This is a genomic window from Ruegeria sp. AF2 (assembly GCF_056542025.1).
The window spans coordinates 1,474,327-1,497,987 of sequence record NZ_JBQFZC010000001.1 but is presented as its reverse complement, the minus strand read 5'-3'; the positions used below and the strand labels follow the sequence as shown (position 1 = coordinate 1,497,987).

Here is a 23,661-nt window from a genome sequence, read left to right as displayed (position 1 = left end):
CGGATCATCTGCTTGACACCGTCGGGCTGGCGCGCCAACGCTGCCCGTCATGATGGATCTTCGCCCGGTCGGATATGTGATTGGCCTGCTGGTCGCCATTCTAGGGGCGACCATGCTACTGCCCATGCTTGTCGACATGATCGAGGGGCGGGGCGAGTGGCATGTTTTCTTTGAAAGCGCGGTCATCACACTGCTGACCGGCAGTGTTCTTGCGATGAGCTGTTCCAACGGGGTGGGCGAAGGTCTGACCATCCGTCAGACATTCTTGCTGACCTCGGGTGTCTGGGTGGCGTTGCCGGTTTTTGGCGCAATTCCGTTTCTGTTCGGCGAAACTGAACTGCGTTTCGTCGATGCCTATTTTGAGGCGATGTCGGGGCTGACCACCACAGGTTCAACCGTGATCTCGGGGCTAGACGAACTGCCACAGGGCTTGTTGCTCTGGCGGGGCGTTTTGCAATGGTTGGGGGGCATCGGAATCATCGTCGTGGCGATGGTGTTCCTACCCGAGCTGCGCGTTGGTGGGATGCAGATCTTCCGCTCGGAAGGGTTTGAAACCATGGGGAAAATTCTGCCTCGCGCGCAAGAGATCGCCGGGCAGATTTCCTTGATCTACGTATTTCTGACGGTGGTCTGCGCATTGGTTTATGCCGGTTTCGGCATGAGCTTTTTTGACGCCGTCGTGCATGCCATGACCACAATCGCTACGGGCGGGTTTTCAAACTATGACAGCTCTTTCGCCCGGTTTTCGGGACCTCTGGAATATGCCGCTGCCATCTTCATGATCCTCGCGGCGCTGCCATTTGTGCGGTATGTGCAATTGGCCAATGGTCACACAAGCTCGTTGTGGAAAGACAGCCAGATTCGGGCGTTTCTGGCAACCATCGTGGTTCTGGTTGTGATTATGTCGATCTTCCTGACTTCGGTCTTTCCGCACCATTGGGAGCAGGCATTCCGCGAGTCGCTGTTCAACATCACATCGATCATTTCGGGCACCGGGTACGCGAGTGTCGACTATATGGGCTGGGGCAGTTTCCCGGTCATGTTGTTCTTCCTGATCGGATTGATTGGCGGTTGCGCGGGGTCCACCGCGTGTTCGATCAAGGTGTTCCGCTATCAATTGCTGTTTGCGTCGATTAAAACCCAGCTCAGCCGAATTCGTTCGCCGCATGGTGTGTTCGTGCCGCGCTATGATGGACGACCGATCAGTCGCGACGTGCTGACCTCGGTCATGAGTTTCTTCATGTTCTTTGCACTATCGATGGGGGTTCTGTCGTGGGCGCTGGCCCTGACTGGGTTGGACTTTATCACCTCGGTATCGGGGGCCGCGACGGCACTGGCTAATGTGGGGCCGGGACTGGGGGAACAGATCGGGCCAGCAGGCAACTTTGCGGGGCTGAATGACGGTGCCAAGTGGCTGCTGACGATCGGGATGCTGGTCGGACGCCTTGAACTGCTGGCTGTCTACGCAATCTTTACCGTTCAATTCTGGAGAGGCTAATGAAACGACCCCTTGGGGCGCAAATCTCGCACATGCTTAAGGATCGTGGCGTTGACGTGATCTTTGGCATACCGGGCGTGCATAATCAGGAAATGTATCGCGGTATCGAAGAGGCCGGGATCACGCATGTTCTGGCCCGGCACGAGCAGGGGGCCGGTTTCATGGCCGATGGATATGCCCGCGCGTCTGGCAAGCCGGGGGTGGCCTATGTGATCACCGGACCGGGCCTGTGCAACATCATGACGCCGATGGGGCAGGCTTATTCGGATTCGGTGCCGATGCTGGTGTTGTCTTCTTGCCTCGAAGAGACACAAGCACTGCGTGGCCAATTGCATCAGATGAAGGATCAACGCGCTGCGGCCGAGACAGTTACAGACTGGTCCTGTCAGGCGAACGATGCCAAGGCTGCCTATGGTCTGATCGAGCGCGCCTTCGAAGAGTTTGAGCTGTCGCGCCCGCGACCGAAACACATTCAGGTACCCATCGCGCAATTGGAGGCCGAGGCAGCGCCTGCACCTTTTCCAAACCAAACTGCCTTGCGCAACCAGACTGTTCCACCGGATGTGGCACCGGTTCTGTCGCTGCTGAATATCGCGCAGCGGCCTTTGTTCATATTAGGCGGCGGGTGCCGGTCTAACCTTTGGCGACAGATCCTGACCCAGTTGGGGGCGGCGTGCTTCACGACGTATGCCGGTCGCGGGCTGGCCGGGTCCGATTATCCGCTGGATTTCGGATCGATGCTGCCACGACCGGGCAGCGCCAAAGTAATTGCCTCGGCTGATCTTGTCGTTGTTGTCGGTGCTGAACTGGGCGAGGTTGATCTGTGGCGCCATGATCTGGGCCACAACGCAACTATGGTGCGTGTTGATCTGGACCCGCAAGTGCTGTCAGACCACCATCGTGCGGCTGTCAAACTGCAGGCAGATGGTGAGAGTTTTGCGCATGCGCTGTGGGCAGTGTCCGATCAGGTAAAACCAGCCGCTGGTTGGTCTGCGGACGAGGTGCGCGAGGCGCGCGCGCGCTGGCGGGCCGAGGTAGATGCCGAGCGCCCGGGCATTGTCCCCGTGGTCGATGCACTCAGGGCGGCCATGCCCTTGGATACGATGATTTATTCGGACATGACCCAATTCGCGTATGTCGCGAAAGAAGTCTGGGACATGGGCTTTCCTTATCATTGGCACCACCCGACTGGATTTGGCACGCTGGGGTACGCCCTGCCAGCCGGGATCGGTGGTGCAGTAGCACGGCGGGGCAAACCCACAGCGGTCATCGCGGGTGACTATGGTTTTCACTACACAATGCAAGAGCTTGGGGTTGCTGTCGAACTCGGCCTGCCGCTACCCATCATTCTGTGGGACAATGGTAAACTCAAAGAGATTGAAGAGAGCATGGTGCGCGGACAGATCGCGCCTAATGCGGTGATCGCGCGAAACCCGGATTTCTGCAAACTGGCCGAGGCGTTCGAGGCACTGTCAGCTGCACCGAAGACGCTGGATGAGATGCAGGCCGCAGTGCGCGCCGCCTTTCAGGCCGAGGTTCCCACATTGATACGGGTCACACCGGATATCCTGTAAACCTATGAAAAAAGGCGTGCACCTTCGTGCAGCGCCTTTTCCCTGAACCTGATTGTTCAGTCCCAGCAGTGCACCAGAACGGTCATTCCGTTGGCTCTGCGGCTCAGTTCGTTGGGTGAAATCTGGGCTGAGCCTTGCGCGGGCTGACCTGAGATGCCCGCCTTGGTCAGAACCTCGGTCAGACGTGCCACATTCGCCGCAAGGCTGACCGAGTCGGGCAGGGTACGCCCATCGGAAGGGGCAGGTAGCAACATGCCAACAACGCTGCCGCTATCGTCAAAAACAGGTCCTCCCGCGTCGCCGGGCTGGGCGGACAGTGCAAGGCGTTTGACGCCATCTTCTCCATTCAGGCCGCGGATATCAGCGATTTCGCCAAAGGTCAGAGTAGGGGCACCCAACGCGCCTTCGTAAGAAAAGCCCGAAACAGCGACCTGAGACTGAATACGCGGAACGCCCGCGCGGAACTCGGCAACACTGATCGGGGCAAGGGTCTGGCTAGGACGCAGCACAGCGACACCAAGGTCGGCATCCTGCCAAGCCAGCTGAACCTCTTGGTCACCGTCCAGCGTGATGCGGGTGCAGCTTTCAGCGGCCTCGGTGACCGTCAGAACCGTACCATCAGCGTCGGCGAAGAAGCCCGATCGCGATAGCCGCGGTTTGCGGATTTGCAGTCCTGACATCAAATCGATGCGCTGGTCAGCATCCGCTCCAGCACCGGCATCCAGTACGGCATCGGTCGTGGCAAAGCTTGCGCGCATCGCGGCTAGAACTCGGGCGCGGCGAGCCTTATCCCCGGCAGGCCAGACCAGCGTGAAACCTTTGATCTTGCCGTCTTTCAGAGCTGCTTGCGTGAACGAGGTCATGCCATTTCCGCGCCCTTCAATCGTGAAGCTGTTGCCGCGCAGACTGCGCTCACCGTCCAGAGGAACGATTTCAAGCGACTGCATCACTTGATAAAGCGCCCGCAGGGTTGCGGCAGAGCCTTCCTGCGAGATCAGCAGCGCCTTGGCGTCCAGATCAGAAGTGGGGTTGAAATGGGCAAAGGGTGCCTCGTAACGGTCAAAGCCCAAGACGCCCATTGGCATATCCAGTTCGATCCCGGCTTGCGGGTCGGAATAGCGTGCCATCCCGACGCTGATCAGTGGAGCGTTGTAGTCATCCATCAGGGTTTTGCGCTGCAACGTGGTCAGAACGCCAGTCGCGTCGAACCCGTTGGAACGTTGCCAATCGCCCATCGAGCGCCGGGTGCCCTGACCAAAGGCTCCGTCAATTGTTGAATTGTAGAACCCGGCTGCCTGCAACGCAGTTTGCAGGTCTCTGCGCTCTTGCGCGGTCAAAAGGCGTTCGCCCTGCAGAGCCTGCGAACGGGTTTCATCTGCGTCCTGCAGGGTAAGACCGGCCAAGGGCTGCTCTGGTTGCGGCTCGGGCTGGATCGGGGCGGTGACGACGCCGCGGTTCAGGATGTTGGCACCGATGGGCCAGAACTGTTGCCCCAGCGCGCTGGAGAATGCGATGAAACTGTCCGATGGGATCTGACGCTCGGCCCGGTAAACGCGCAGCACCTGTTCGGCGTCGTCGCGTAAATAGGGTCCGATAACAATGGCATACCAGCCGGAATTCAACCGAAACCCGTTCACATCGGGCAGCGCGTTCGCATAGACCTGCGCCCGTTCCTGCGCCTCGCGCAGCGACGGCTGCGCCTCGATCTGAACAAAGACGCCCGCATCTTGCTGGGCAAAAGCGGCGCGCAGGCCGAAGAGGATAAAGAATGTAATAACCGTAAATACGCGTGTCATTGTCTGCCCGTGTTCTGCAGTGTTTTCACTTTGGCGCAGATTACGCGGAATCGCGGTCCGATTGCCATGCCCGGAATACGGGGAATTCTGTGTGTGGCCGCTCAGCGACAGAGTGGCCGTTTGGCCCGTTGACGCCCTTGGATGCCTTGCATAGGAAGGGCCGAACCCACCGGAACCGGGCGCTTGGGCGTCCAAGGGAATTGTCATGACCGAACCCAGAAGCGCACCACGTTCATTTCAAGAGATTATCCTAAGGCTTCAGACCTATTGGGCGTCGAAAGGCTGTGCGATCCTGCAACCCTATGACATGGAGGTCGGCGCAGGTACGTTCCATCCAGCAACCACGTTGCGGGCTTTGGGGTCCAAGGCTTGGGCAGCGGCCTACGTTCAGCCCTCGCGTCGCCCGACAGACGGACGTTATGGCGAAAACCCGAACCGGTTGCAGCATTACTATCAATACCAGGTGCTGATCAAACCCAGTCCGCCTGATTTGCAGGAACTGTATCTGGGCAGCCTTGAGGCCATCGGCATCGATATGGACCTGCACGACATCCGTTTTGTCGAGGATGACTGGGAAAGCCCCACTCTGGGTGCGTGGGGTCTGGGATGGGAGGTCTGGTGTGACGGCATGGAAGTCAGCCAGTTCACCTATTTCCAACAGGTCGGCGGCCATGACTGTGCGCCGGTTTCGGGTGAGCTGACCTATGGTCTGGAACGTCTGTCCATGTATGTACTGGGCATCGACCATGTGATGGACATGCCCTTCAACGATCCTCAGTCGCCCAGCCCGCTGACCTATGGCGACATCTTCAAGCAGACCGAAGAGGAATACGCCCGCTGGAACTTCGATATTGCCAATACCGAGGTCCTGCTGCGTCATTTCGAAGAGGCTGAAACCGAATGCGCGACCATTCTGGCGCAGGAACATGACGACCCGAAGACGGGCAAGCGCATCATCATGGCGCATCCCGCATATGATCAGTGCATCAAGGCCAGCCACATCTTCAACTTGCTGGACGCCCGCGGGGTGATTTCGGTTACCGAAAGACAGGCCTATATCGGCCGCGTTCGCGCATTGGCCAAGCAATGCGCAGATGCGTTCGTGCAGACCGAGGCTGCCGGGTTCGAAGCTTGATGCAGCGCCTAGGCCAGTCCGGGCAACAACGCCTTCAGGCCGTCTGCGATCATGCTGATTGCGATAGCCGCAAGGATCATGCCCATGAAGCGGCTCATTATCACTCGGGCATTGTCCGACAGCCGCTTAGCCAACGCCGATGCGTTCCAGAACGTGATCAAAAGCAAGGCCACCACGAACAGAAATACACCTGCATAGACAACGGCTTCGACCGGGGTTTTGATGTGGTGCGCATAAAGGATCAGTGTTGTGATTGTTCCGGGGCCGACCAGAATGGGAAAAGCCAAGGGATAGAACGCAACGGTCTCGGGCGCGGGATAGGATTTCTTTTCTCCGTCGGTTCCATGATGCGAGCTGCTCTGGTTCCCGTTCAGCATGTTCAGGCCGATCATCAGTACAACAAGGCCACCGGCGACGCGCAGGTCATCGACGCTGATGCCAAAGAGCCCAAGCGCGTGACTGCCGATCGCAGCGAAGGCGCCACCGAGGATCGTGCAATAAAGCGCAGTCTTCACAGCCACTTTGCGTTGATCCGAAATGGGCAGGTCTTGCGTAACACTCAGGAACACAGGCAAGTTGGTAATCGGATTCATGATTGCAAAAAGCGCGCCAAAGAATCCGACGGCAAGAGTGGTTTCCATGCGAGTAGCCTCGTTTCTGACCGTACTGCTTGGGAACCTGTCTTATTTTCTATGAACTTGAAAGAGGTGGCGTAAACGATGACTGGAAAATTGGTTGCGCTAATCCTTCTGATTTCTGGCTTTCTGGCCGGTGCTGGGATGTATTACCTGCAGGTTTATGGGTTCTATTATGAGGTAGAACCGCGCCCGGGCCAGGATGTGGTCCTGCTGGCGCAAGGGGCGGAAGCGCCCGAAGCCATCGCCTATACTGGGTTTAAGGCCATTGACGCCGACAGTTCTCCGATCCGGTATCGGGCCTGTTTCGAAACCGAGTTAAGGCCGGATCAGATGGTGGATTTTACCCCTGTCGAGAACCCCGAGCCATTGACCGCACCGGGATGGTTTGACTGCTACGACGCAGTTGCGCTGGCCGACGTATTGAAATCGGGTCAAGCACAGGCTTTCTTGGGCACCAAGAACATCCATTATGGTGTCGACCGGATCGTTGCCATTACACAGGATGGTAAAGGCTACGTCTGGCATGCGCTGAACAATTGCGGTGAAAAAGCCTATGACGGCACGGTTGTGGGCGAGGAGTGCCCGCCCAGGCCCGAGGGCTGATGCAGATGGGGATGGTCGTAGAGATACCGGAGTTCCTGACAGCAACGCTGGGCTTTGCGGTCTATCTGCTGGGGGCAGAGATCAACGCCCGTGTCGCACAATTGCGCAGCTTCAACATCCCCGAGCCGGTAACCGGGGGCCTTCTGGCCTCGCTCGTGGTATTGACGCTGTATCTTGGTTTCGGCATTGAGCTATCCTTTGGCTTGACCGCACGAGACTTTCTATTGGTTCTGTTCTTTGCCGGGATTGGTCTAAATGCCCGTCTGTCCGATTTGATCGCGGGTGGCAAGCCTTTGCTTTTGCTTCTGATTTTGACGCTTCTGACCATCTTTGCGCAAAACGTGATCGGCGCTGCGGGGGCCGCGATGTTCGGTTATCCGGCGCAAGCCGGGGTGCTGTTCGGGTCTGCTGCGCTGATCGGGGGGCACGGAACCGCGATCGCCTGGGCCCCCGAAGTTGCGGGCGCCACCGGTTTGAGTGGCGCAACCGAGTTGGGGGTGGCCGTGGCCACATTGGGTCTCGTGCTGGCCGCATTGGTCGGGGGGCCGATTGCGCGGCTGCTGATCGAGGGGCGCAAGCTCAGCCCCGAACGACCCGGGGAAGAGCATACGGTGGGTTTGCCCAATGAGGTCGACCAGAAATCCGAGATTGATCATCTGACAATCATGCGGGTGCTGCTGTACCTCAACCTCGCGATCATTTCAGGCGCGATCCTGAGCGAAGCAATCAGCGCCGCAGGGCTGAAACTGCCGTTGTTTGTGCCCTGCCTTATCATGGGGATCGTGATTGCCAATCTCCGCGCCATGTTCGCGCCGAATGCCAAGCCGGTCTCACGCACGCCCTCGCTGGCGCTGATCTCGGAATTCGCGCTTGGTGCATTTCTGGCGATGTCGCTGATGAGCCTGCAACTGTGGACCATCGCCGAACTGGGCCTTGCGATTGCGGTGATCATGACCGCCCAGACCCTGTTTGCCGTGGTGTTCGTGATCTGGGTTCTGTTTCCCTTGATGGGATCGAATTACCGCGCCGCCGTTCTGGCCGCCGGGTTCGGGGGGTTCGCTCTGGGTGCTACCCCCACTGCTATCGCAAATATGACCGCTGTAACCAAGCGATATGGCCCGTCGCCTATTGCCTTTATCGTACTGCCCCTTGTATCCGCATTCTTTGTGGACATCGCCAATGCCATCGTCATTCAGACGATTGTCAATTTCTAAGGACCGAAAATGCCCGACCTGCTGATCGAACTGTTTTCCGAGGAAATCCCCGCGCGCATGCAGACCCGCGCCGGTGAAGACCTGAAAAAGCGGATCACCGATGGTCTGGTCGAAGGCGGTCTGACCTATGCCTCTGCCGCTGCACTGACGACGCCGCGTCGCCTGACGCTTGCGGTTGAAGGCCTGCTGGCGGAAAGCCCGACAATCCGCGAAGAACGCAAAGGCCCAAAGGTCGGCGCGCCTGACAAAGCCATCGAAGGCTTTCTACGCGGCGCGGGACTGACCCGAGACCAGTTGGAAGAGCGCGACACGCCCAAAGGCGCAGTGTATTTCGCCACCATTGAAAAGGCGGGTCGTCCAGCAGCTGAAATCATCGCCGAGGTCTTAGAAGCTACCATTCGAAACTTCCCCTGGCCCAAATCCATGCGCTGGGGGGCTGGATCGATGCGGTGGGTACGGCCCTTGCACTCGATCCTGTGCATCCTGACCGATGAAGCAGGCGCGCAGGTCGTGCCGCTTGCGATCGAAGGGATCACGTCCGGTGATACGACTGAGGGCCATCGTTTCATGGCCCCGAACCGGTTTACGGTGACCTCGTTCGAGGATTATGCCGCCAAGCTGAAACGCGCATTCGTGGTGCTGTCGCCCGAAGAACGTGCCGAACATATCTGGAACGATGCCCAGAACATGGCCTTCGCCGCAGGTCTGGAAGTCGTCGACGACAAGGGGCTGCTGGCCGAGGTTGCCGGTCTGGTTGAATGGCCCGTTGTGCTGATGGGGCAGATCGACGAGGAGTTTCTTGAGCTGCCGCCCGAGGTACTGCAGACCTCGATGAAAGAGCATCAGAAGTTCTTTTCTGTAAAGAACCCCAAGACGGGGCGGATCGAGCGCTTCATTACCGTCGCCAATCGCGAGACCGCCGATAACGGCGCAACCATTCTGGCGGGGAACCAGAAGGTTTTATCGGCCCGTCTGGCCGATGCGAAATTCTTCTGGGAGAACGACCTGCGCGTTGCCAAGTCGGACATCGCCCAATGGACCCGCGCGTTGGAGAATGTGACTTTCCACAACAAGCTGGGCACTCAGGCGGAACGCATCGACCGCATTGCCGCGCTGGCCCGAGAACTTGCCCCGGTGGTCGGGGCGGATGCGGATCAGGCCGAGAAAGCCGCGCGTTTGGCCAAGGCTGATCTGAACTCCGAAATGGTCTATGAATTTCCTGAACTTCAAGGGCTTATGGGGCGGTATTATATCGAAGCGGCTGGCGAAGACGCTGCCGTCGCGGCTGTGGCGCAGGAGCATTACTCGCCGCTGGGGCCGTCGGATGACGTGCCCACCGCACCGCTGTCGGTGACCGTAGCGCTGGCCGACAAGCTAGATACGCTGACAGGATTTTGGGCGATTGATGAGAAACCAACCGGGTCGAAGGACCCGTTTGCTCTGCGTCGCGCGGCGTTAGGGGTAATTCGACTAATCGTGAATAATGGTCTGCGTCTTCGGTTGGACCGTTTTTTCGATAGTCAACTGGTTCGATCAGAACGCGCTATCAATGAGGCTTTGCCCGAAGCGAATGTCCGCGATCTCCTGGAAGAAATCGCAAAACATGGTGTCTTTGGTGCTTCATTCCAGACTGTCAAAGAAAAGCTTGAAGGATCGCCCGCAGCAGCATTTCTTGAGCTTGAGAAAAAGGTTCCTGACGCGTCTGACGATCTTCTTTCTTTCTTCCACGACCGCCTCAAAGTCTTCCTCCGAGACGAAGGCATCCGCCATGATGTCATCGACGCTTGTATCGCGATGGAGGGGAATGACGACCTCAACCTCCTGGTCAAACGCGCCCGCGCTCTGAATGCGGTGATTGCGACCGAGGATGGAGAGAACCTCGTGCAGGGGTTCAAGCGTGCGAACAACATCCTGTCTCAGGCGGAAGAGAAGGATGGAGTCGAATACTCTTACGGCGCGGATGTGAAGTTTGCTGAAACTGACAGCGAAAAGGCACTGTTTGCAGCGCTTGACGCGGCAGAGGCCAAGATCGATCCCGCGCTGAAGGCCGAGGATTTCCCGACAGCGATGGCGGCAATGGCCGAACTGCGCGGGCCGGTGGATGCGTTCTTTGAGGACGTGCAGGTCAATACCGATAATGACATTCTGCGCCGCAACCGTCTGAACCTGCTGAGCCAGATCCGTAAGGTCTGCTCTAGCGTTGCTGATCTGACGCGTATCGAGGGATAACGCCCTTGCGCCAAGGGCGCAGGGGCTTATGCTGCGGTGAAACCAAAAGGTGCCGCAGTGCAGAATAATCCGCATACCACGCTTATCACTCCAAAAGCGCCCGTTGCCGCCAATACCCATGGTGGCCGGGCGAAGTGCCTGCAACGACTGGTCAGGCTGGACATGCCGGTGCCGCGGACCGTGGCCCTTTCTTTTGACGCGGTGCAGCGAATTGCCAAGGGCGACATTCCCGACATCGCGGCCATTCTGGAACAGTTCGACGCCGAGTCATTGCTGTGTGTACGGCCCAGTTCGGAAGATCCTGACTGGGGTGGACCGGGGGCGGTGCTGAATATCGGCATGAACGATGCCCGATATCTGGATCGGTCTGCGGAAATGGGGGCGGATGCGGCGGCGGCGCTATATCTGCGGTTTGTGCAGAGCTATGCGCTCCATATTGCCCGTCTGGACCCTGACGTATTCGATACCATCGATGCGGATGGGCGCGAAGGGTTGAGCTTGTCCCTACGGGCGTATGAAGATGAAACCGACGAGGCCTTCCCGCAAGATCGAGGAGAGCAACTGATTGGTGTTCTGCGCTCGATGGCGCGTGCCTGGGATGGCACGTCGGCCCGGCTGCTGCGGCAGGCCAAGGGCGCACCTGCGGATGCCGGTTTGGGGCTGGTGATTCAAGAGATGATCCCGGGCGTCGGACAGGGGGAATGCGGTTCAGGCGTGTTGCAACTGATTGACCCCGCGACAGGTATGCCCCAAATCACGGGCCGCTATCTGAGCCAAAGCCAGGGGCGCGATGCTCTGGGCGAAGGTGTCGCTGCGTTATATCTGGAAAAGGACGAGCGTGGCCAATCGCTGGAGGATGTGGCGCCCGAGGCTTTTGCCGATCTCAAGGCCCACGCAGCGTTAATGCGCGAGAAGCTGCGCGAAGAGATGCAGGTCGAATTCGTGGTGCAGAACGGCAAGGTGCATATTCTGGACGGCGTGCGGGTTCCGCGCGGGTCGCGGGCCGGGATGCGGATCGCGGTGCGCCTGGCCGAAGACGGGATCATTCCGCCGCAAGAGGCCGTGATGCGGATCGACCCGCATTCGCTGAATGAACTTCTGCACCGGCAGGTCCATCCTGAGGCCGAGCGTGATGTGCTGACCACAGCCATCGCGGCCAGCCCCGGTGCAGCGACCGGTCGAATTGTCTTTACGGCTGCCGAAGCGCAGGCCAGCGCCGCGCGGGGGGAGCCCTGTATTCTTGTGCGCCGTGAAACCTCGCCCGAAGATGTGCGCGGAATGCATGCCGCAGTAGCTGTTCTGACCGAAAAGGGCGGGATCACCAGCCATGCGGCGGTGATTGGCCGTGGTCTGGGTCTACCGTGTATTGTCGGCGCGTCCGAAATGCGGTTTCAGACCAAGAAAAAGCTGCTAAGTGCACCGGATGGGCGTGTGTTCAAGACAGGCGATATTCTGACCATCGATGGGACTTCGGGTCAGGTATTGGCCGGACAACCCGAGATGCTTGAAGCGGCGCTGGATGATTGCTTTCAGACACTGATGAGCTGGGCCGATGCCGAGCGGGACATCGCCATCCGCGCCAACGCCGATACACCCGCTGACGCGCAAACTGCACGAAACTTCAAAGCAGAAGGGATCGGGTTGTGCCGAACGGAACACATGTTCTTCGATCCCGGTCGTTTGACCGTAATGCGCGAAATGATCTTTGCGCAGACCCCATCTGGACGCGCTGCTGTGTTGGAACGGTTGCTGCCGATGCAACGGCAGGATTTTGTGCAGTTGTTCCGGATTATGGAGGGGCAGCCGGTCTGCATCCGCCTGTTCGATCCGCCCTTGCACGAGTTTCTGCCCACTACGCGCACTGGTCAGCGCGAGCTGGCTGAGGCGCTGGATTTGCCAATCTCGGATGTCGAACGTCGGGTCGAGGCGATGAGCGAATACAACCCGATGCTGGGATTGCGCGGGGTTCGTCTGGGTGTCACCGTGCCGGAAATCTACGACATGCAGGCACGCGCGATCTTCGAGGCGACGGTTGGGGCCAGCAAAGAAGGTGACCCTGTCGTACCCGAGGTCATGATCCCGCTGGTCTCGGCCAAGCGCGAGGTTGAACTGGTCAAAACACGCATCGATACTGTAGCGGCCGAGGTTGCCTCGGAGCAGGGGCAGGAGTTCGACTATCGATTGGGAGTGATGGTGGAAACGCCTCGGGCCTGTCTGCGCGCGAATGAGATTGCGCCACATTCCGCTTTCCTAAGCTTTGGAACAAACGACCTGACCCAGATGACCTACGGATTGTCGCGCGATGACGCGGGGCGCTTCATGTCGGCATATGTCCGCCAAGGCGTGTTTGGCGAAGATCCATTTCACGTTCTGGATGCAGATGGGGTAGGTGAATTGCTGAAGCTGGGGGCCGAGCGCGGGCGTCAAGCCCAACCAGACGTTACGCTTTCTGTCTGTGGCGAACATGGTGGTAACCCCGAATCAATCGCAATCTGCCGGTCACTTGGATTCGACTATGTGTCCTGTTCCCCTTTCCGGGTTCCTGTCGCTCGGCTGTCTGCCGCTCAACTGGCGATTTCGTCCAAACTTGGGGGTTGACTAACTGTCTCCTACCTAGAAATAGTGGCGTAAGAAACGTTCCGCTGTCGATAATAATTGGCGGCGTGAGCGGTTTTTCTCTTGCATTTTTTTCAGAACTGGACGTCTCGCTTCGTCTGGGGTATTAGCCTCGTCGCGCCCGCCGGGGGAGGGTATGGCGCGTTTGTGCCTGTGCGAGGTTATCTGATGAGACGCTACATAGTGGCTGTTGCCGTGGGGGCCGCAGCCTTGCTACCGAGTTTGTCCTTTGCCGATAGGCAAGGCGATACAAAATCTGTTGAGTTGGTCACACGTAACGAGTTGCCAGCACAAAGCTTCCGCGATTACCTGAAACTGTTTAAGCCGCGTAAGGCGCCGGAAAAAGTCGAAATCTCCTACACCAAAGCCTGGCTGGACCAGCAGCCAAAGGCGACCGGAGATGAAAATTTCCGTTGTCTTGCCGAAGCGCTGTATTTCGAGGCCCGCGGTGAAAGCGTGCGTGGCCAGTTTGCTGTGGCCGAAGTTATCCTGAACCGTGTTGAAAGCGGTCGCTTTCCGGATTCACTGTGCGGTGTGATCAAGCAAGGAACGGGCAAGAAATATCAGTGCCAGTTCACCTACACCTGTGACGGGCAGAAAGAGATTATCAACGAAAAACGCGCTTATGATCGCGTTTCGAAAGTCGCCCGCGCCGCAATCGATGGTGTAGCTGAAGAGATGACCGCAGGTGCCACGCACTACCACACCAAGGCAGTGCGCCCGTCCTGGTCCCGCGTCTATAAAGAAACGGCGCGTATTGGCGTGCATATCTTCTACAAGCACAATTATCGCACGGCCAGCAACTGATTGACGCACCAGCGCTGGAAGGGTGCTGGCAACAGGCGTTTTACCAACTATGTTGCGAGCCAGGAGGCTTGCAATGACCATATCACGCCGACAGTTTCTGCAATCGACCCTGGCCTTGTCGATGATACCACGCGTGGCGATGGCATCTGCCACCGAACTGGTGGCACAGACTTCCCTCCAGCAGATCGCGCCCCAGGGATATCCGGAAACTCCGGTCTGGAGTTATGGCGGCGGTGTTCCGGGCGCGGAAATCCGTGTTCCGCAGGGGGCTCGGGTACGCCGCAAGCTTGTAAACATGCTGCCGCAACCAACGACCGTTCACTGGCATGGCATCCGGATCGACAATGCGATGGATGGAGTGCCCGGCCTGACGCAGGAAGTTGTGCAGCCAGAATCCAACTTTGAATATGATTTCGTGGTGCCGGATGCGGGAACCTATTGGTATCATGCGCACAACCAATCGATGGAGCAGGTCGCGCGTGGGCTTTATGGCCCTTTGATCGTCGAAGAAGCCAGCGGACCCGATGTTGATCAGGACCTGACCTTAATGCTGGACGATTGGCGCCTTGACACCGAGAGCGCAAAGATATCCAGCGATTTCGACAATGCTCATGATCTGAGCCATGCGGGTCGGCTGGGCAACATTGTAACGGTGAACGGAGAGTTTGACCCTTCTTATCCAGTGCAGGCGTCTGAACGATTGCGATTGCGGGTGATCAATGCCGCGAATGCCCGGGTATTCGACGTAGCGCTCGACGGGCTTGCTGGCTGGATTGTTGCGCTTGACGGTATGCCGCTTGAGATTCCATTGCGAGTTGAGAGCAGTTTTCCTTTAGCGCCTGCGCAGCGGGTTGACTTGATCGTTGATGTTTCAGCGGAATCCGGCCAGACGGCAAGTATTGTGAGTGTAGAACGGGATGGCGCTTACGGACTCGTCAAATTTGATGTGTTCGGAGTAGCATCGCGTATTGCTGATGCAAAAGTTAGACCGTTGCCAGCAAACCGAATGCCCGAAATTGAACTGCAGAATACACCTCTGCATCGTATGACGATGCAGGGGGGTGCAATGCGCTGGCTGGAGAGAGCCAAATTGGGCGATTCCGAGCTGTCGGGGCGCGAGTTGGCTCAGCTTGGACGATTCTGGGCTTTGAACGGATATGCAGAGCGGCCAGATGATCCGTTTCTGGATGCGCGATTGGGATCAGTTCATCGGATTGAATTCGCAAATGAAACGGCGTTTCCACATGCGATGCATCTGCATGGACACCATTTTCGCATTATCCTGCAGGACGGTACACTAGGGCCGTGGCGCGACACTGTTCTAGTCGAGCGAGGGCAGGTGCGGCAGGTAGCGTTGGTAGCTGACAATCCGGGCAACTGGCTGTTGCATTGTCACATGCTTGGCCATGCGGCATCGGGTATGATGAGCTGGTTCCGGGTCACGTAACGCCGCATTCCGTAGCTGGAAAGGCGTTTGCTGCGATGCTATACGCCCGCGAAACGCCTAAAGTGGGCTGATCATCAGTCCACCGAGCCCGAAAAGGTCCGCCGCATGAGCTCTGAAATCCGTCTTGCCTTTGCGCACCCGTCCGAACGGTCCGAGGCTACCGCCGCGCGCGGTGCGCTGGACCGCATTTCGCTGCGCGATCACATCGTTGAGGTCGAGATCGGGGCGTTTCAGGCCGAACGCGGTACCACGCAACGGATCTGCTTTAACATCGTGGTCGAGGTGCGTCCGCTGACAGACCCCATCGATGATGACGTGGATCGTATTCTGTCTTACGACCGTGTAACCGAAGCGATTGCGTTCGAGCTGGCTGCTGAGCGACTAAATTTGCTCGAGACACTGGCAGATCGCGTGGCGGAGCGCATTCTGCTTGAACCTCAGGCTGTAAGAGCCTTTGTTCGCATTGAAAAACTGGATCGTGGGCCCGGCGCGCTTGGCGTCGAGATCGTGCGCGGCAAGGATGCGGTACATCATGATGTGACCGAAGAAGAGCGGCCACATCCACGGTTGGTCTTTCTGTCGAATGCAGCGATTTCATCAGGTAATCTCACCGGCTGGATCGACCAACTTGAGAATCGCCAGCGCCCGCTGATCCTGTGTGTTGGGGCGTCTGATCTGGATGTGCCGCAGACGGGTCACGCAATGACCCAGCGCCGGATAGATCTGTTGGCAATTGAACAGAACGCCTGGGTTCTGGCTGCGCGCGATCACCGTTGCGTGGTCGTTTCAACGCGGACCGAGTTGGATTGGGCGATGAAAAACGGCCAGATTTGTGTTTGGGCACCCTCCAAAATTGTTCTGGATGCGGTCGATGGCCCCTCAGCCGCGCCGTCTGACGCGGTGGCGCTGGCTGCTTGGTTCGCGGCAACCTTTGAAGCCAGCGAGATGCTGGTTATTGGCGGAGACCTGCCCGAAGCCCCCAAAACGCCATTGCGCGCAGTTCCGGTGGAGCAGGCGCAACTGTGACCGTCTATTACCGCCCATTGGTCCAGCATGGGAGCACGCGCGTCGACGGGGCGGTGCCACTTGCAGGGCAGGTGCTGTGGTTCTCACAGGCCGAGCGGATTGAGCGCGGGCAAAGCACCCAGATCGTCGATGCCGTTGAAATCCCAAAGGAACAGCTGGATCGTCTGACCTGCGCGCGTCCAGCGATTGCCGGGCTTGATATGGCACGAACGCAGATCATGGGCATTCTGAATGCCACGCCGGATAGCTTCTCGGATGGGGGGCTGTATAACTCGGTCGAGGCCGCTCGGACCGCTGCCGCCGACATGGCGGCGCATGGTGCAAGTATTCTGGACATTGGCGGCGAATCCACGCGCCCGGGCGCTGATTTTGTGCCTGAAGACGAAGAGATTGCCCGCACACGCCCTTTGATTGAGGCAATTCGGGGCGAGACGGATGTGTTGATCTCGATCGATACTCGCAAGGCCGGTGTTGCCAAGGCGGCTCATCTGGCAGGTGCGGGACTGATCAACGATGTGTCGGGATTTACCTTCGATCCCAAACTTGCGCCATTTTGCGCGCAGATTGAGGCTCCGGTTTGTGTGATGCATATGCAGGGTGATCCGACCACGATGCAGGATGACCCGCGCTATGACAATGTTCTGCTGGATGTTTACGATTTCCTTGAGGGGCAAATCGCCCATCTTGAAGGACTGGGGCTCAGCCGCGATTTGATTGTCATCGATCCGGGCATCGGGTTTGGCAAGAATCTGGACCACAACCTGACCCTTCTGCGCAATCTCAGCCTGTTTCACGGGCTGGGCTGTCCAATCCTTTTGGGCGTTTCGCGCAAGGGATTTATTGGTCAGATCGGCAAAGAGCCGCGCAAGGATGCCCGCGCGCCGGGGTCAATCGCGGTTGCTCTGGCGGGAATATCACAGGGCGTGCAGATTGTACGGGTACATGACGTGGCCGAGACGGCTCAGGCCTTGCGTCTATGGGCCGCCGTCCGGTAATCCGGGCAAAAGGAATTTTCAGGAGACCGACTTATGCGCAAGCTGTTTGGAACCGACGGAGTGCGGGGCACCGCCAACACGCACCCTATGACGGCGGAAATGGCTTTGCGAATTGGCGCCGCTGTGGGGCGGTATTTCCGCCGCGATGCCTCGGGCGTACACCGCGTTGTTATTGGCAAGGATACGCGGCTGTCGGGCTATATGCTGGAAAATGCGTTGACGGCAGGTTTGACCTCGACCGGTATGAACGTGCTGCTGCTGGGGCCGGTGCCGACGCCTGCGGTGGGGTTGATGACGCGCTCGATGCGCGCTGATCTGGGCGTGATGATTTCGGCTAGCCACAATCCCGCGATCGACAACGGAATTAAGTTCTTTGGGCCGGACGGGTTCAAGCTTTCCGATCAGGCCGAGATTGAGATCGAGCGGCTGATCGAAGAAGGCGTAAGTCCCGCACAGGCGCAGAATATTGGTCGTGCGCGTCGGGTTGACGATGCGCGGTTCCGTTATGGCGAGCGTGTGAAATCATCGCTGCCGCGCAATCTGCGCTTGGATGGGCTGAAGGTCGTGATCGACTGCGCCAACGGTGCCGCGCACCGTACTGCGCCGGAAGTTCTTTGGGAGTTGGGAGCAGATGTGATCCCGGTCGGCATCGCGCCGAACGGCAAGAACATCAACTTCGGATGTGGCTCAACCCAGCCTCGTGTTGCGGCCGAAACCGTGGTTTCACATGGCGCCGATGTAGGTATCTGTCTGGATGGGGATGCCGACCGCGTCGTTGTGATCGACGAAACCGGCGCTGTTGCTGATGGGGATCAATTGATGGCCCTGTTGGCGACCGCGTGGTCCCGCGCGGATCAGCTGAAAGGCGGCGCCTTGGTGGCCACTGTGATGTCGAACCTCGGGTTGGAGCGGCACCTGGCCGGGCAGGGGCTGCGTCTGGAGAGGACTGCCGTTGGCGACCGCTATGTGGTTGAACGGATGCGCGAGGGTGGTTTCAATCTTGGTGGCGAACAGTCAGGTCACATCGTGATGAGCGATTATGCCACAACCGGTGACGGTCTGATGGCGGGGCTGCATTTTCTGGCAGAGATGGTGCAATCCGGCAAGAAAGCCTCGGACCTATCGCGCCAGTTTGAGACGGTGCCGCAATTGCTAAAGAATGTGCGCTTTAGCGCGGGGCAGGCCCCGCTGGAAGCGGCCAGCGTCAAAAGCGCGATTTCCGAGGCCGAGGCGCGTCTGAATGGGCAGGGGCGTTTGCTGATCCGCAAATCGGGCACGGAACCTCTGATCCGGGTGATGGCGGAATGCGAGGATGCCGCACTGCTGACCCAAGTGGTCGATGGGATCGTATCCGAGGTTGAGGCGGCGACAGGTTAACGCCCCAGCAGCATTTTCTGCAGAGTGAACCACTGGCTGATTGCCAGCCCGGTTAGGATCATGGCAAGCGCGATATAGAACCGCAGCGGCAGGGCTTCGGATAGAATCCAGGCCCCGAACACCATCGACCAAACGGGCACCTGATAGTTCACCAGCGTCAGAAAGACCGACCCGGCGCTGCGGGTGATGGATACTCGCAGCAGGGTGGCGAAGGCCGTGGGGACAAGGCCCAGAACGATCAGGGCCAGACTGGGGCGCGTTCCCTGCCACGAGGGAAGCCCCTCGGTTAGCAGCATGATAGGTATCAATAGTACTGCGCCAACCAGCAGCGTCAGGGCTGCCAGAGCCATCGGTTCAATCGGAGGGCAGCGGCGGGTCAGGATCGACGAACTGGCGTAGCACAAGGCTGCCGTGACGCAGGCCATTTGCGCCAGTGGCTGCGTACCCTGACCCAATTGCGCCAGACCGGGCCCGATCAACACAAGCGCGCCAGAGAAGCCAAGGCAAACGCCGACCAGACGCCGTAGGTTCATAGGCTCATCCGAAAAGAAATGTGCCAGCGGCAGAACCATCAGCGGAATCGCCGCCATGGACAGACCCGCAAAGGCCGAAGGGACAAATTGTTGCCCCCAGCTTAACAGCATGAAGGGAACCGCCGTCGACAGAATGCCGATGAAGAAAATCGAACTCAAAAGGGCTGGTGTCAAACTCGGAATACGCCGTCCGGTAAGGCGCATCAGCACCAGCAGCATAACGGCACCCAATGTGGTGCGCGACGTCGCCACGGTGACCGGTCCATAGCCTTCCAACGCCATGGCAACCACCATAAACGTCCCGCCCCAGATGAGGCCCAGCGTGAAAACACCGCTCCAATCCTGTTTTGTCGGTTGTTGAACCATTCCATCCACTTATCCCGCGAATCTGACGGTGTCACGCGTTGATATTGACATTAGGTAAGTCATTACTTACCGTAAACTATGGCTTACAAAGAAGTGCTTTCGGCTTTAGGGGATTCGACCCGTCGTCAGGTTTTTGAGGCGGTGGCCAAGCGCCCCAGGGCGGTTGGTGATCTGGCTGCGGATTTGCCCGTAAGCCGCCCGGCGGTCTCGCAACATTTAAAGGTCTTGTCCGATGCCGGACTTGTCGTTTGCAGGGCTGAGGGAACGCGCCGCATCTATGCCGCCCGACCCGAGGGGCTGGCCGACCTGCGCGCCTGGCTCGAGCAATACTGGTCGGACGTGTTGGAGAGTTTCGCCGCCGAGGTAAACGAAGGACGAGATGCATGATCGAACCAATCATCAAGACCATCGTTGTAAACGCAGCGCCCGAGCACGCCTTTGATGTTTTTGTAAATCGCATTGCCAAATGGTGGCCATTGGATGGGCACGCTGTCTCAGCGGCGCAAGGCAAGCCTGCGCTGGCAGTTGTGATCGAACCTCATGTCGGCGGTGCGGTTTATGAAACCATGTTCGATGGCACCCGCGCTGATTGGGGCAAGGTGTTGATCTTCGAACAGGGGGCTCGCCTGGCCTTCAGTTGGCACCCCGGCACCAACACCGACCGCCCCACGCGGGTTGAGGTCCGGTTCGCAGCCCACGGAGCCGGGCAGACCATGGTCACTCTGACCCATTCGGGCTGGGAAGTCTGGACATCTGAGGCGTCGGACAAACGCACCGGTTACGACAGTGGCTGGGATTATGTTCTGGGCGAATGCTACGCAAATGCTGTCACCAAATGAAAAGGGCGGCCACCGGGGCCGCCCTTTCGCTGACAATTGTCAGACTTAGTTCTTTTCTTTGTCGACCATTTTGCCAGCCGAGATCCAGGGCATCATGGCGCGCAGTTTTGCACCGGTTTCCTCGATCATGTGCTCATCGTTCGCACGGCGCGACGCTTTGATGGTCGGTTGGCCTACAGCGTTCTCCAGCATGAAGTCACGGACGAATTTACCCTGCTGGATGTCGTTCAGAACCTCTTTCATACGCGCTTTGGTCTCGTCGTATTTCAAAATACGCGGGCCGGTGACGTACTGGCCATATTCAGCCGTGTTCGAGATCGAATAATCCATGTTGGCGATGCCGCCTTCATAGATCAGGTCAACGATCAGCTTCACTTCGTGCAGACACTCGAAATATGCCATCTCGGGCGCGTAGCCGGCCTCAACCAGCGTTTCAAAGCCGCAGCGGATCAGTTCAACCAGGCCGCCGCACAGTACGGCCTGCTCACCGAACAGGTCGGTTTCGCATTCCTCGCGGAAGTTGGTTTCGATGATGCCCGAACGGCCGCCACCGATGGCCGAGCAGTAGGACAGGCCGATTTCCAGCGCTTTGCCGGTCGCGTCGTTGTCGACCGCGACGAGGCAAGGAACGCCGCCGCCTTTGGTGTATTCGCCGCGCACGGTGTGACCGGGGCCTTTGGGGGCCATCATGATCACGTCAACGCCTTCTTTCGGCTCGATCAGGCCAAAATGGACATTCAGGCCGTGGGCGAACGCGATGGCAGCGCCCGGCTTGATGTTGTCGTGGACGTATTTCTTGTACGTCTCAGCCTGCAGTTCGTCAGGCATGGTGAACATAATAACGTCGCACCAGCCTGCGGCTTCGGCGATGCCCATCACCTGCAGGCCTTCCGCTTCGGCTTTCTTGGCCGAGGGGGAGCCTTCGCGCAGGGCGATGACCAGGTTCTTGGCGCCCGAGTCGCGCAGGTTCAGCGCGTGGGCGTGGCCTTGCGAGCCATAGCCCAGAATCGCCACTTTTTTGTCTTTGATCAGGTTGATGTCGCAATCGCGATCGTAATAGACGCGCATTTCGCCGGTCCTTTCAGTTTCGGTTGATGTGCTTCTATCTTGCGTGATTGCTATTGGCGATAGGGTTTGGATTGGGTATTTGACAAATAGATGAAGAATAATTCTTCTAGTGAACAAAATGTGAAAAAATCATGCTTGATGATGTTGATCGACGTATACTACGCCGCTTCCAGGCCGAGCCAAGCCTGACAACGGCAGAATTGGCTGAGCGATGCCGCATCACTACGGGCGTCTGCTGGCGCCGGATCGAAAAGATGCAAGCGGCAGGAGTGATCGAGGGGCAGGAAGCCGTTATCGACTGGGCCGCCTTGGGCTATGCGGTCGAGGTCTCTTTGCGGATAACGCTGGACAAGACGCAGGCACGGGCGTTCGACGAATTCACGGCGGCGGCGCGGAACGTGGCCGAGGTGATCGAGATCCAGACCTTCCTTGGCCGGGTGGATGTGCGCCTATCGGTGTTGGCGCGAGATATGGCGCATTATCAACAGGTCTATCGCGATCGCATTCTGACCCTACCGCATATCGCCGATATCGAAGCCCTTATGCATATCGCCCGAGTCAAACGGGATGAGGTGTTGCCGGTATGATCGAACTGGATGAGATCGACCGCAGAATTCTGCGCGCGCTGGTGCAGGACGCGACCCAAAGCGCGGGAGCTCTGGGGCGCCGCTTTGGCTTATCGCAGCCCGCGACCTGGCGGCGTATTCGTCGACTGGAAGAAGCAGGCGTGATCAAGGGGCGGCGGCTGCGTCTGAATGCCGAGGCCCTGGGTTTTGGAGTGACCGTCTTTCTCGGCGTGAAACTTGCGCGAAAAGGGCAGGTCAGCCTTGAAGATTTTGAACGTGCCGTCAGCGCCATTCCCGAGGTGCAGACGGTTGAGCATGTGCTGGGTCTTTATGATTATCGCTTGCGCGTCGTGGCGCGGGATCTGGCAGACTTCGAACGGGTTCTGCGCCGAAGGGTGATGACCTTACCAGGGGCCGGAGAGGTCGAAGCCAATGTACTGCTGAGCGAAGAACGCCTGCCCGGGCCGATCGGTTAGTATTTAGTGCGGATGCGGAACCCCGGATGATGGGTCATGCGGGCGAAAGTCATCGGCTGCCCGTCCTTCCACGTGGTCCGTTCCAGCTGAATCATCGAAGTGCCAGTGGTCGTGCCCATGAAATCAGCTAGACGATTGTCCGCCGAGATCGCGCAAAAGGCGATTTCAGCTTCGGTGAACGGGGCAGCATTCAACAACCATTCGTGTGGGCCACTTTTGTTGAGGTCGGCTTGCTCGACCTCGGGCACGGCTTCGATATTGATCCAGCGTTCTTCAAGCTGGAAGGGGCGGTTGTCTGCATAGTGCATGCAGATCACGTGCAGAACGCGCGCGTCCGGTTCGACATTCAGTTGCGAGGTCAGCCAGCCGGGGCTGTAGACCACGTTCCGTTCCACCAGAGCATAGCGATAGGCTGAGTTTTGGTTCTCAACCGCTTGTCTCGCGAGTGAAATTTCAAGCTTGGCTTGTTTGCGTGGTTCTTTCTTGACCCGCGTTCCGCTTTTGCGCTTGCGCTCGACAAAGCCCTGTTCGGCGAGCTCCCTCAGCGCCCGGTTCACCGTGGCGCGGGCACAATTGAACTCTTCCGCTAATTGGGTTTCGGTGGGTAAAAGCGAGCCCTGAGGCCATATGCGGGATTCAATCCGCCGCTTTACCTCGTCTCGAACGACTTGAAAACTAATCCGCTTTTGCGCAGTCACGAGTAAAATTATCCGTTCTTGTTCAAAGTGTGTGTATCTGTTCAGAAACACGCTAGGGTGTAAAGGGGACCTGACTCTGGTTGGCGTCATTTCTGCTAATTGTGGCATGTAAAAACTCAAAATGAAATTTTTGGCTGTGGGTTACTTTGGGTCAACTTCA

General features: G+C 58.3%; 21 protein-coding genes. 16 read left to right on the top strand and 5 right to left on the bottom strand.

Features of this window, described 5'->3' with window-relative positions; translation table 11 throughout:
* Positions 1-49: 49 nt before the first annotated feature.
* Both ACR0NM_RS07370 and ACR0NM_RS07365 read left to right on the top strand, forming a co-directional pair.
* Positions 50-1,498: a TrkH family potassium uptake protein gene (locus ACR0NM_RS07370; RefSeq protein WP_170393516.1), complete on the top strand. Its 1,449-nt coding sequence runs from the start codon at positions 50-52 to the stop codon at positions 1,496-1,498.
* Complete coding sequence (locus ACR0NM_RS07365; RefSeq protein WP_480613829.1) at positions 1,498-3,072, top strand: thiamine pyrophosphate-binding protein; 1,575 nt, start codon at positions 1,498-1,500, stop codon at positions 3,070-3,072. Before ACR0NM_RS07370 ends, ACR0NM_RS07365 begins: the two co-directional genes overlap by 1 nt.
* Before the next feature lie 56 nt (positions 3,073-3,128).
* Here the strand turns inward: ACR0NM_RS07365 and ACR0NM_RS07360 are convergent, their stop codons facing one another.
* A complete protein-coding gene (locus ACR0NM_RS07360) occupies positions 3,129-4,868 on the bottom strand; it encodes a serine protease (RefSeq protein WP_480613828.1) in 1,740 nt (579 codons plus the stop codon).
* A 205-nt stretch (positions 4,869-5,073) separates the two neighbouring features.
* Here ACR0NM_RS07360 and ACR0NM_RS07355 point away from each other — a divergent pair, with 205 nt between their 5' ends.
* The gene (locus ACR0NM_RS07355) at positions 5,074-6,003 is read left to right on the top strand and encodes a glycine--tRNA ligase subunit alpha (protein WP_480613826.1); all 930 of its coding nucleotides are present in this window, start codon (positions 5,074-5,076) and stop codon (positions 6,001-6,003) included.
* 8 nt (positions 6,004-6,011) lie between these two features.
* Here ACR0NM_RS07355 and ACR0NM_RS07350 read toward each other — a convergent pair whose 3' ends face one another.
* The gene (locus tag ACR0NM_RS07350) at positions 6,012-6,644 is read right to left on the bottom strand and encodes a MarC family protein (RefSeq protein ID WP_170626061.1); all 633 of its coding nucleotides are present in this window, start codon (positions 6,642-6,644) and stop codon (positions 6,012-6,014) included.
* A gap of 78 nt (positions 6,645-6,722) precedes the next feature.
* Between ACR0NM_RS07350 and ACR0NM_RS07345 the strand changes: the two genes are divergently transcribed.
* The 9 genes from ACR0NM_RS07345 to glmM all read left to right on the top strand — a co-directional run bounded on the left by ACR0NM_RS07345 (position 6,723) and on the right by glmM (position 18,955).
* Positions 6,723-7,244: a DUF6446 family protein gene (locus ACR0NM_RS07345; protein WP_170731879.1), complete on the top strand. Its 522-nt coding sequence runs from the start codon at positions 6,723-6,725 to the stop codon at positions 7,242-7,244.
* Between the two features lie 5 nt (positions 7,245-7,249).
* Positions 7,250-8,458 (top strand): sodium/glutamate symporter, encoded by a 1,209-nt coding sequence (gene gltS / locus ACR0NM_RS07340; RefSeq protein WP_480613939.1) that lies wholly within the window; start codon positions 7,250-7,252, stop codon positions 8,456-8,458.
* A gap of 9 nt (positions 8,459-8,467) precedes the next feature.
* Positions 8,468-10,687 (top strand): glycine--tRNA ligase subunit beta, encoded by a 2,220-nt coding sequence (gene glyS / locus ACR0NM_RS07335; RefSeq protein WP_480613823.1) that lies wholly within the window; start codon positions 8,468-8,470, stop codon positions 10,685-10,687.
* Between the two features lie 36 nt (positions 10,688-10,723).
* Positions 10,724-13,285, top strand: a complete 2,562-nt coding sequence (locus ACR0NM_RS07330; RefSeq protein ID WP_480613821.1) for a putative PEP-binding protein — start codon at positions 10,724-10,726, stop codon at positions 13,283-13,285.
* A 186-nt stretch (positions 13,286-13,471) separates the two neighbouring features.
* Positions 13,472-14,110 (top strand): cell wall hydrolase, encoded by a 639-nt coding sequence (locus ACR0NM_RS07325; protein ID WP_170393504.1) that lies wholly within the window; start codon positions 13,472-13,474, stop codon positions 14,108-14,110.
* A 73-nt stretch (positions 14,111-14,183) separates the two neighbouring features.
* The gene (locus ACR0NM_RS07320) at positions 14,184-15,557 is read left to right on the top strand and encodes a multicopper oxidase family protein (protein ID WP_480613819.1); all 1,374 of its coding nucleotides are present in this window, start codon (positions 14,184-14,186) and stop codon (positions 15,555-15,557) included.
* A 105-nt stretch (positions 15,558-15,662) separates the two neighbouring features.
* Positions 15,663-16,583 carry a dihydroneopterin aldolase gene (locus ACR0NM_RS07315; protein WP_170393501.1) on the top strand — a complete coding sequence of 307 codons (921 nt, stop codon included), beginning with the start codon at positions 15,663-15,665 and terminating at the stop codon, positions 16,581-16,583.
* The gene (gene folP, locus ACR0NM_RS07310) at positions 16,580-17,578 is read left to right on the top strand and encodes a dihydropteroate synthase (protein ID WP_480613817.1); all 999 of its coding nucleotides are present in this window, start codon (positions 16,580-16,582) and stop codon (positions 17,576-17,578) included. The genes ACR0NM_RS07315 and folP overlap by 4 nt, the downstream gene beginning before the upstream one ends.
* A 33-nt stretch (positions 17,579-17,611) precedes the next feature.
* Positions 17,612-18,955 (top strand): phosphoglucosamine mutase, encoded by a 1,344-nt coding sequence (glmM, locus tag ACR0NM_RS07305; protein ID WP_480613815.1) that lies wholly within the window; start codon positions 17,612-17,614, stop codon positions 18,953-18,955.
* On the opposite strand, the gene ACR0NM_RS07300 is transcribed toward glmM, so the two are convergent.
* On the bottom strand, positions 18,952-19,854 hold the full coding sequence (locus tag ACR0NM_RS07300; RefSeq protein WP_170405007.1) for a DMT family transporter: 903 nt from the start codon (positions 19,852-19,854) through the stop codon (positions 18,952-18,954). The genes glmM and ACR0NM_RS07300 overlap by 4 nt on opposite strands.
* A 78-nt stretch (positions 19,855-19,932) precedes the next feature.
* Between ACR0NM_RS07300 and ACR0NM_RS07295 the strand changes: the two genes are divergently transcribed.
* The gene (locus ACR0NM_RS07295; protein WP_170421087.1) at positions 19,933-20,241 is read left to right on the top strand and encodes a metalloregulator ArsR/SmtB family transcription factor; all 309 of its coding nucleotides are present in this window, start codon (positions 19,933-19,935) and stop codon (positions 20,239-20,241) included.
* Positions 20,238-20,693: an SRPBCC family protein gene (locus ACR0NM_RS07290; RefSeq protein WP_170610148.1), complete on the top strand. Its 456-nt coding sequence runs from the start codon at positions 20,238-20,240 to the stop codon at positions 20,691-20,693. The genes ACR0NM_RS07295 and ACR0NM_RS07290 overlap by 4 nt, the downstream gene beginning before the upstream one ends.
* A 45-nt stretch (positions 20,694-20,738) precedes the next feature.
* On the opposite strand, the gene ilvC is transcribed toward ACR0NM_RS07290, so the two are convergent.
* A complete protein-coding gene (ilvC, locus tag ACR0NM_RS07285) occupies positions 20,739-21,761 on the bottom strand; it encodes a ketol-acid reductoisomerase (RefSeq protein WP_480613813.1) in 1,023 nt (340 codons plus the stop codon).
* Positions 21,762-21,892: 131 nt separating this feature from the next.
* Between ilvC and ACR0NM_RS07280 the strand changes: the two genes are divergently transcribed.
* The gene (locus ACR0NM_RS07280; protein WP_480613811.1) at positions 21,893-22,348 is read left to right on the top strand and encodes an Lrp/AsnC family transcriptional regulator; all 456 of its coding nucleotides are present in this window, start codon (positions 21,893-21,895) and stop codon (positions 22,346-22,348) included.
* Positions 22,345-22,803 carry an Lrp/AsnC family transcriptional regulator gene (locus ACR0NM_RS07275; protein ID WP_170393485.1) on the top strand — a complete coding sequence of 153 codons (459 nt, stop codon included), beginning with the start codon at positions 22,345-22,347 and terminating at the stop codon, positions 22,801-22,803. The genes ACR0NM_RS07280 and ACR0NM_RS07275 overlap by 4 nt, the downstream gene beginning before the upstream one ends.
* On the opposite strand, the gene ACR0NM_RS07270 is transcribed toward ACR0NM_RS07275, so the two are convergent.
* Positions 22,800-23,501, bottom strand: a complete 702-nt coding sequence (locus ACR0NM_RS07270; protein WP_170393483.1) for a GntR family transcriptional regulator — start codon at positions 23,499-23,501, stop codon at positions 22,800-22,802. The genes ACR0NM_RS07275 and ACR0NM_RS07270 overlap by 4 nt on opposite strands.
* Positions 23,502-23,661: the final 160 nt, after the last annotated feature.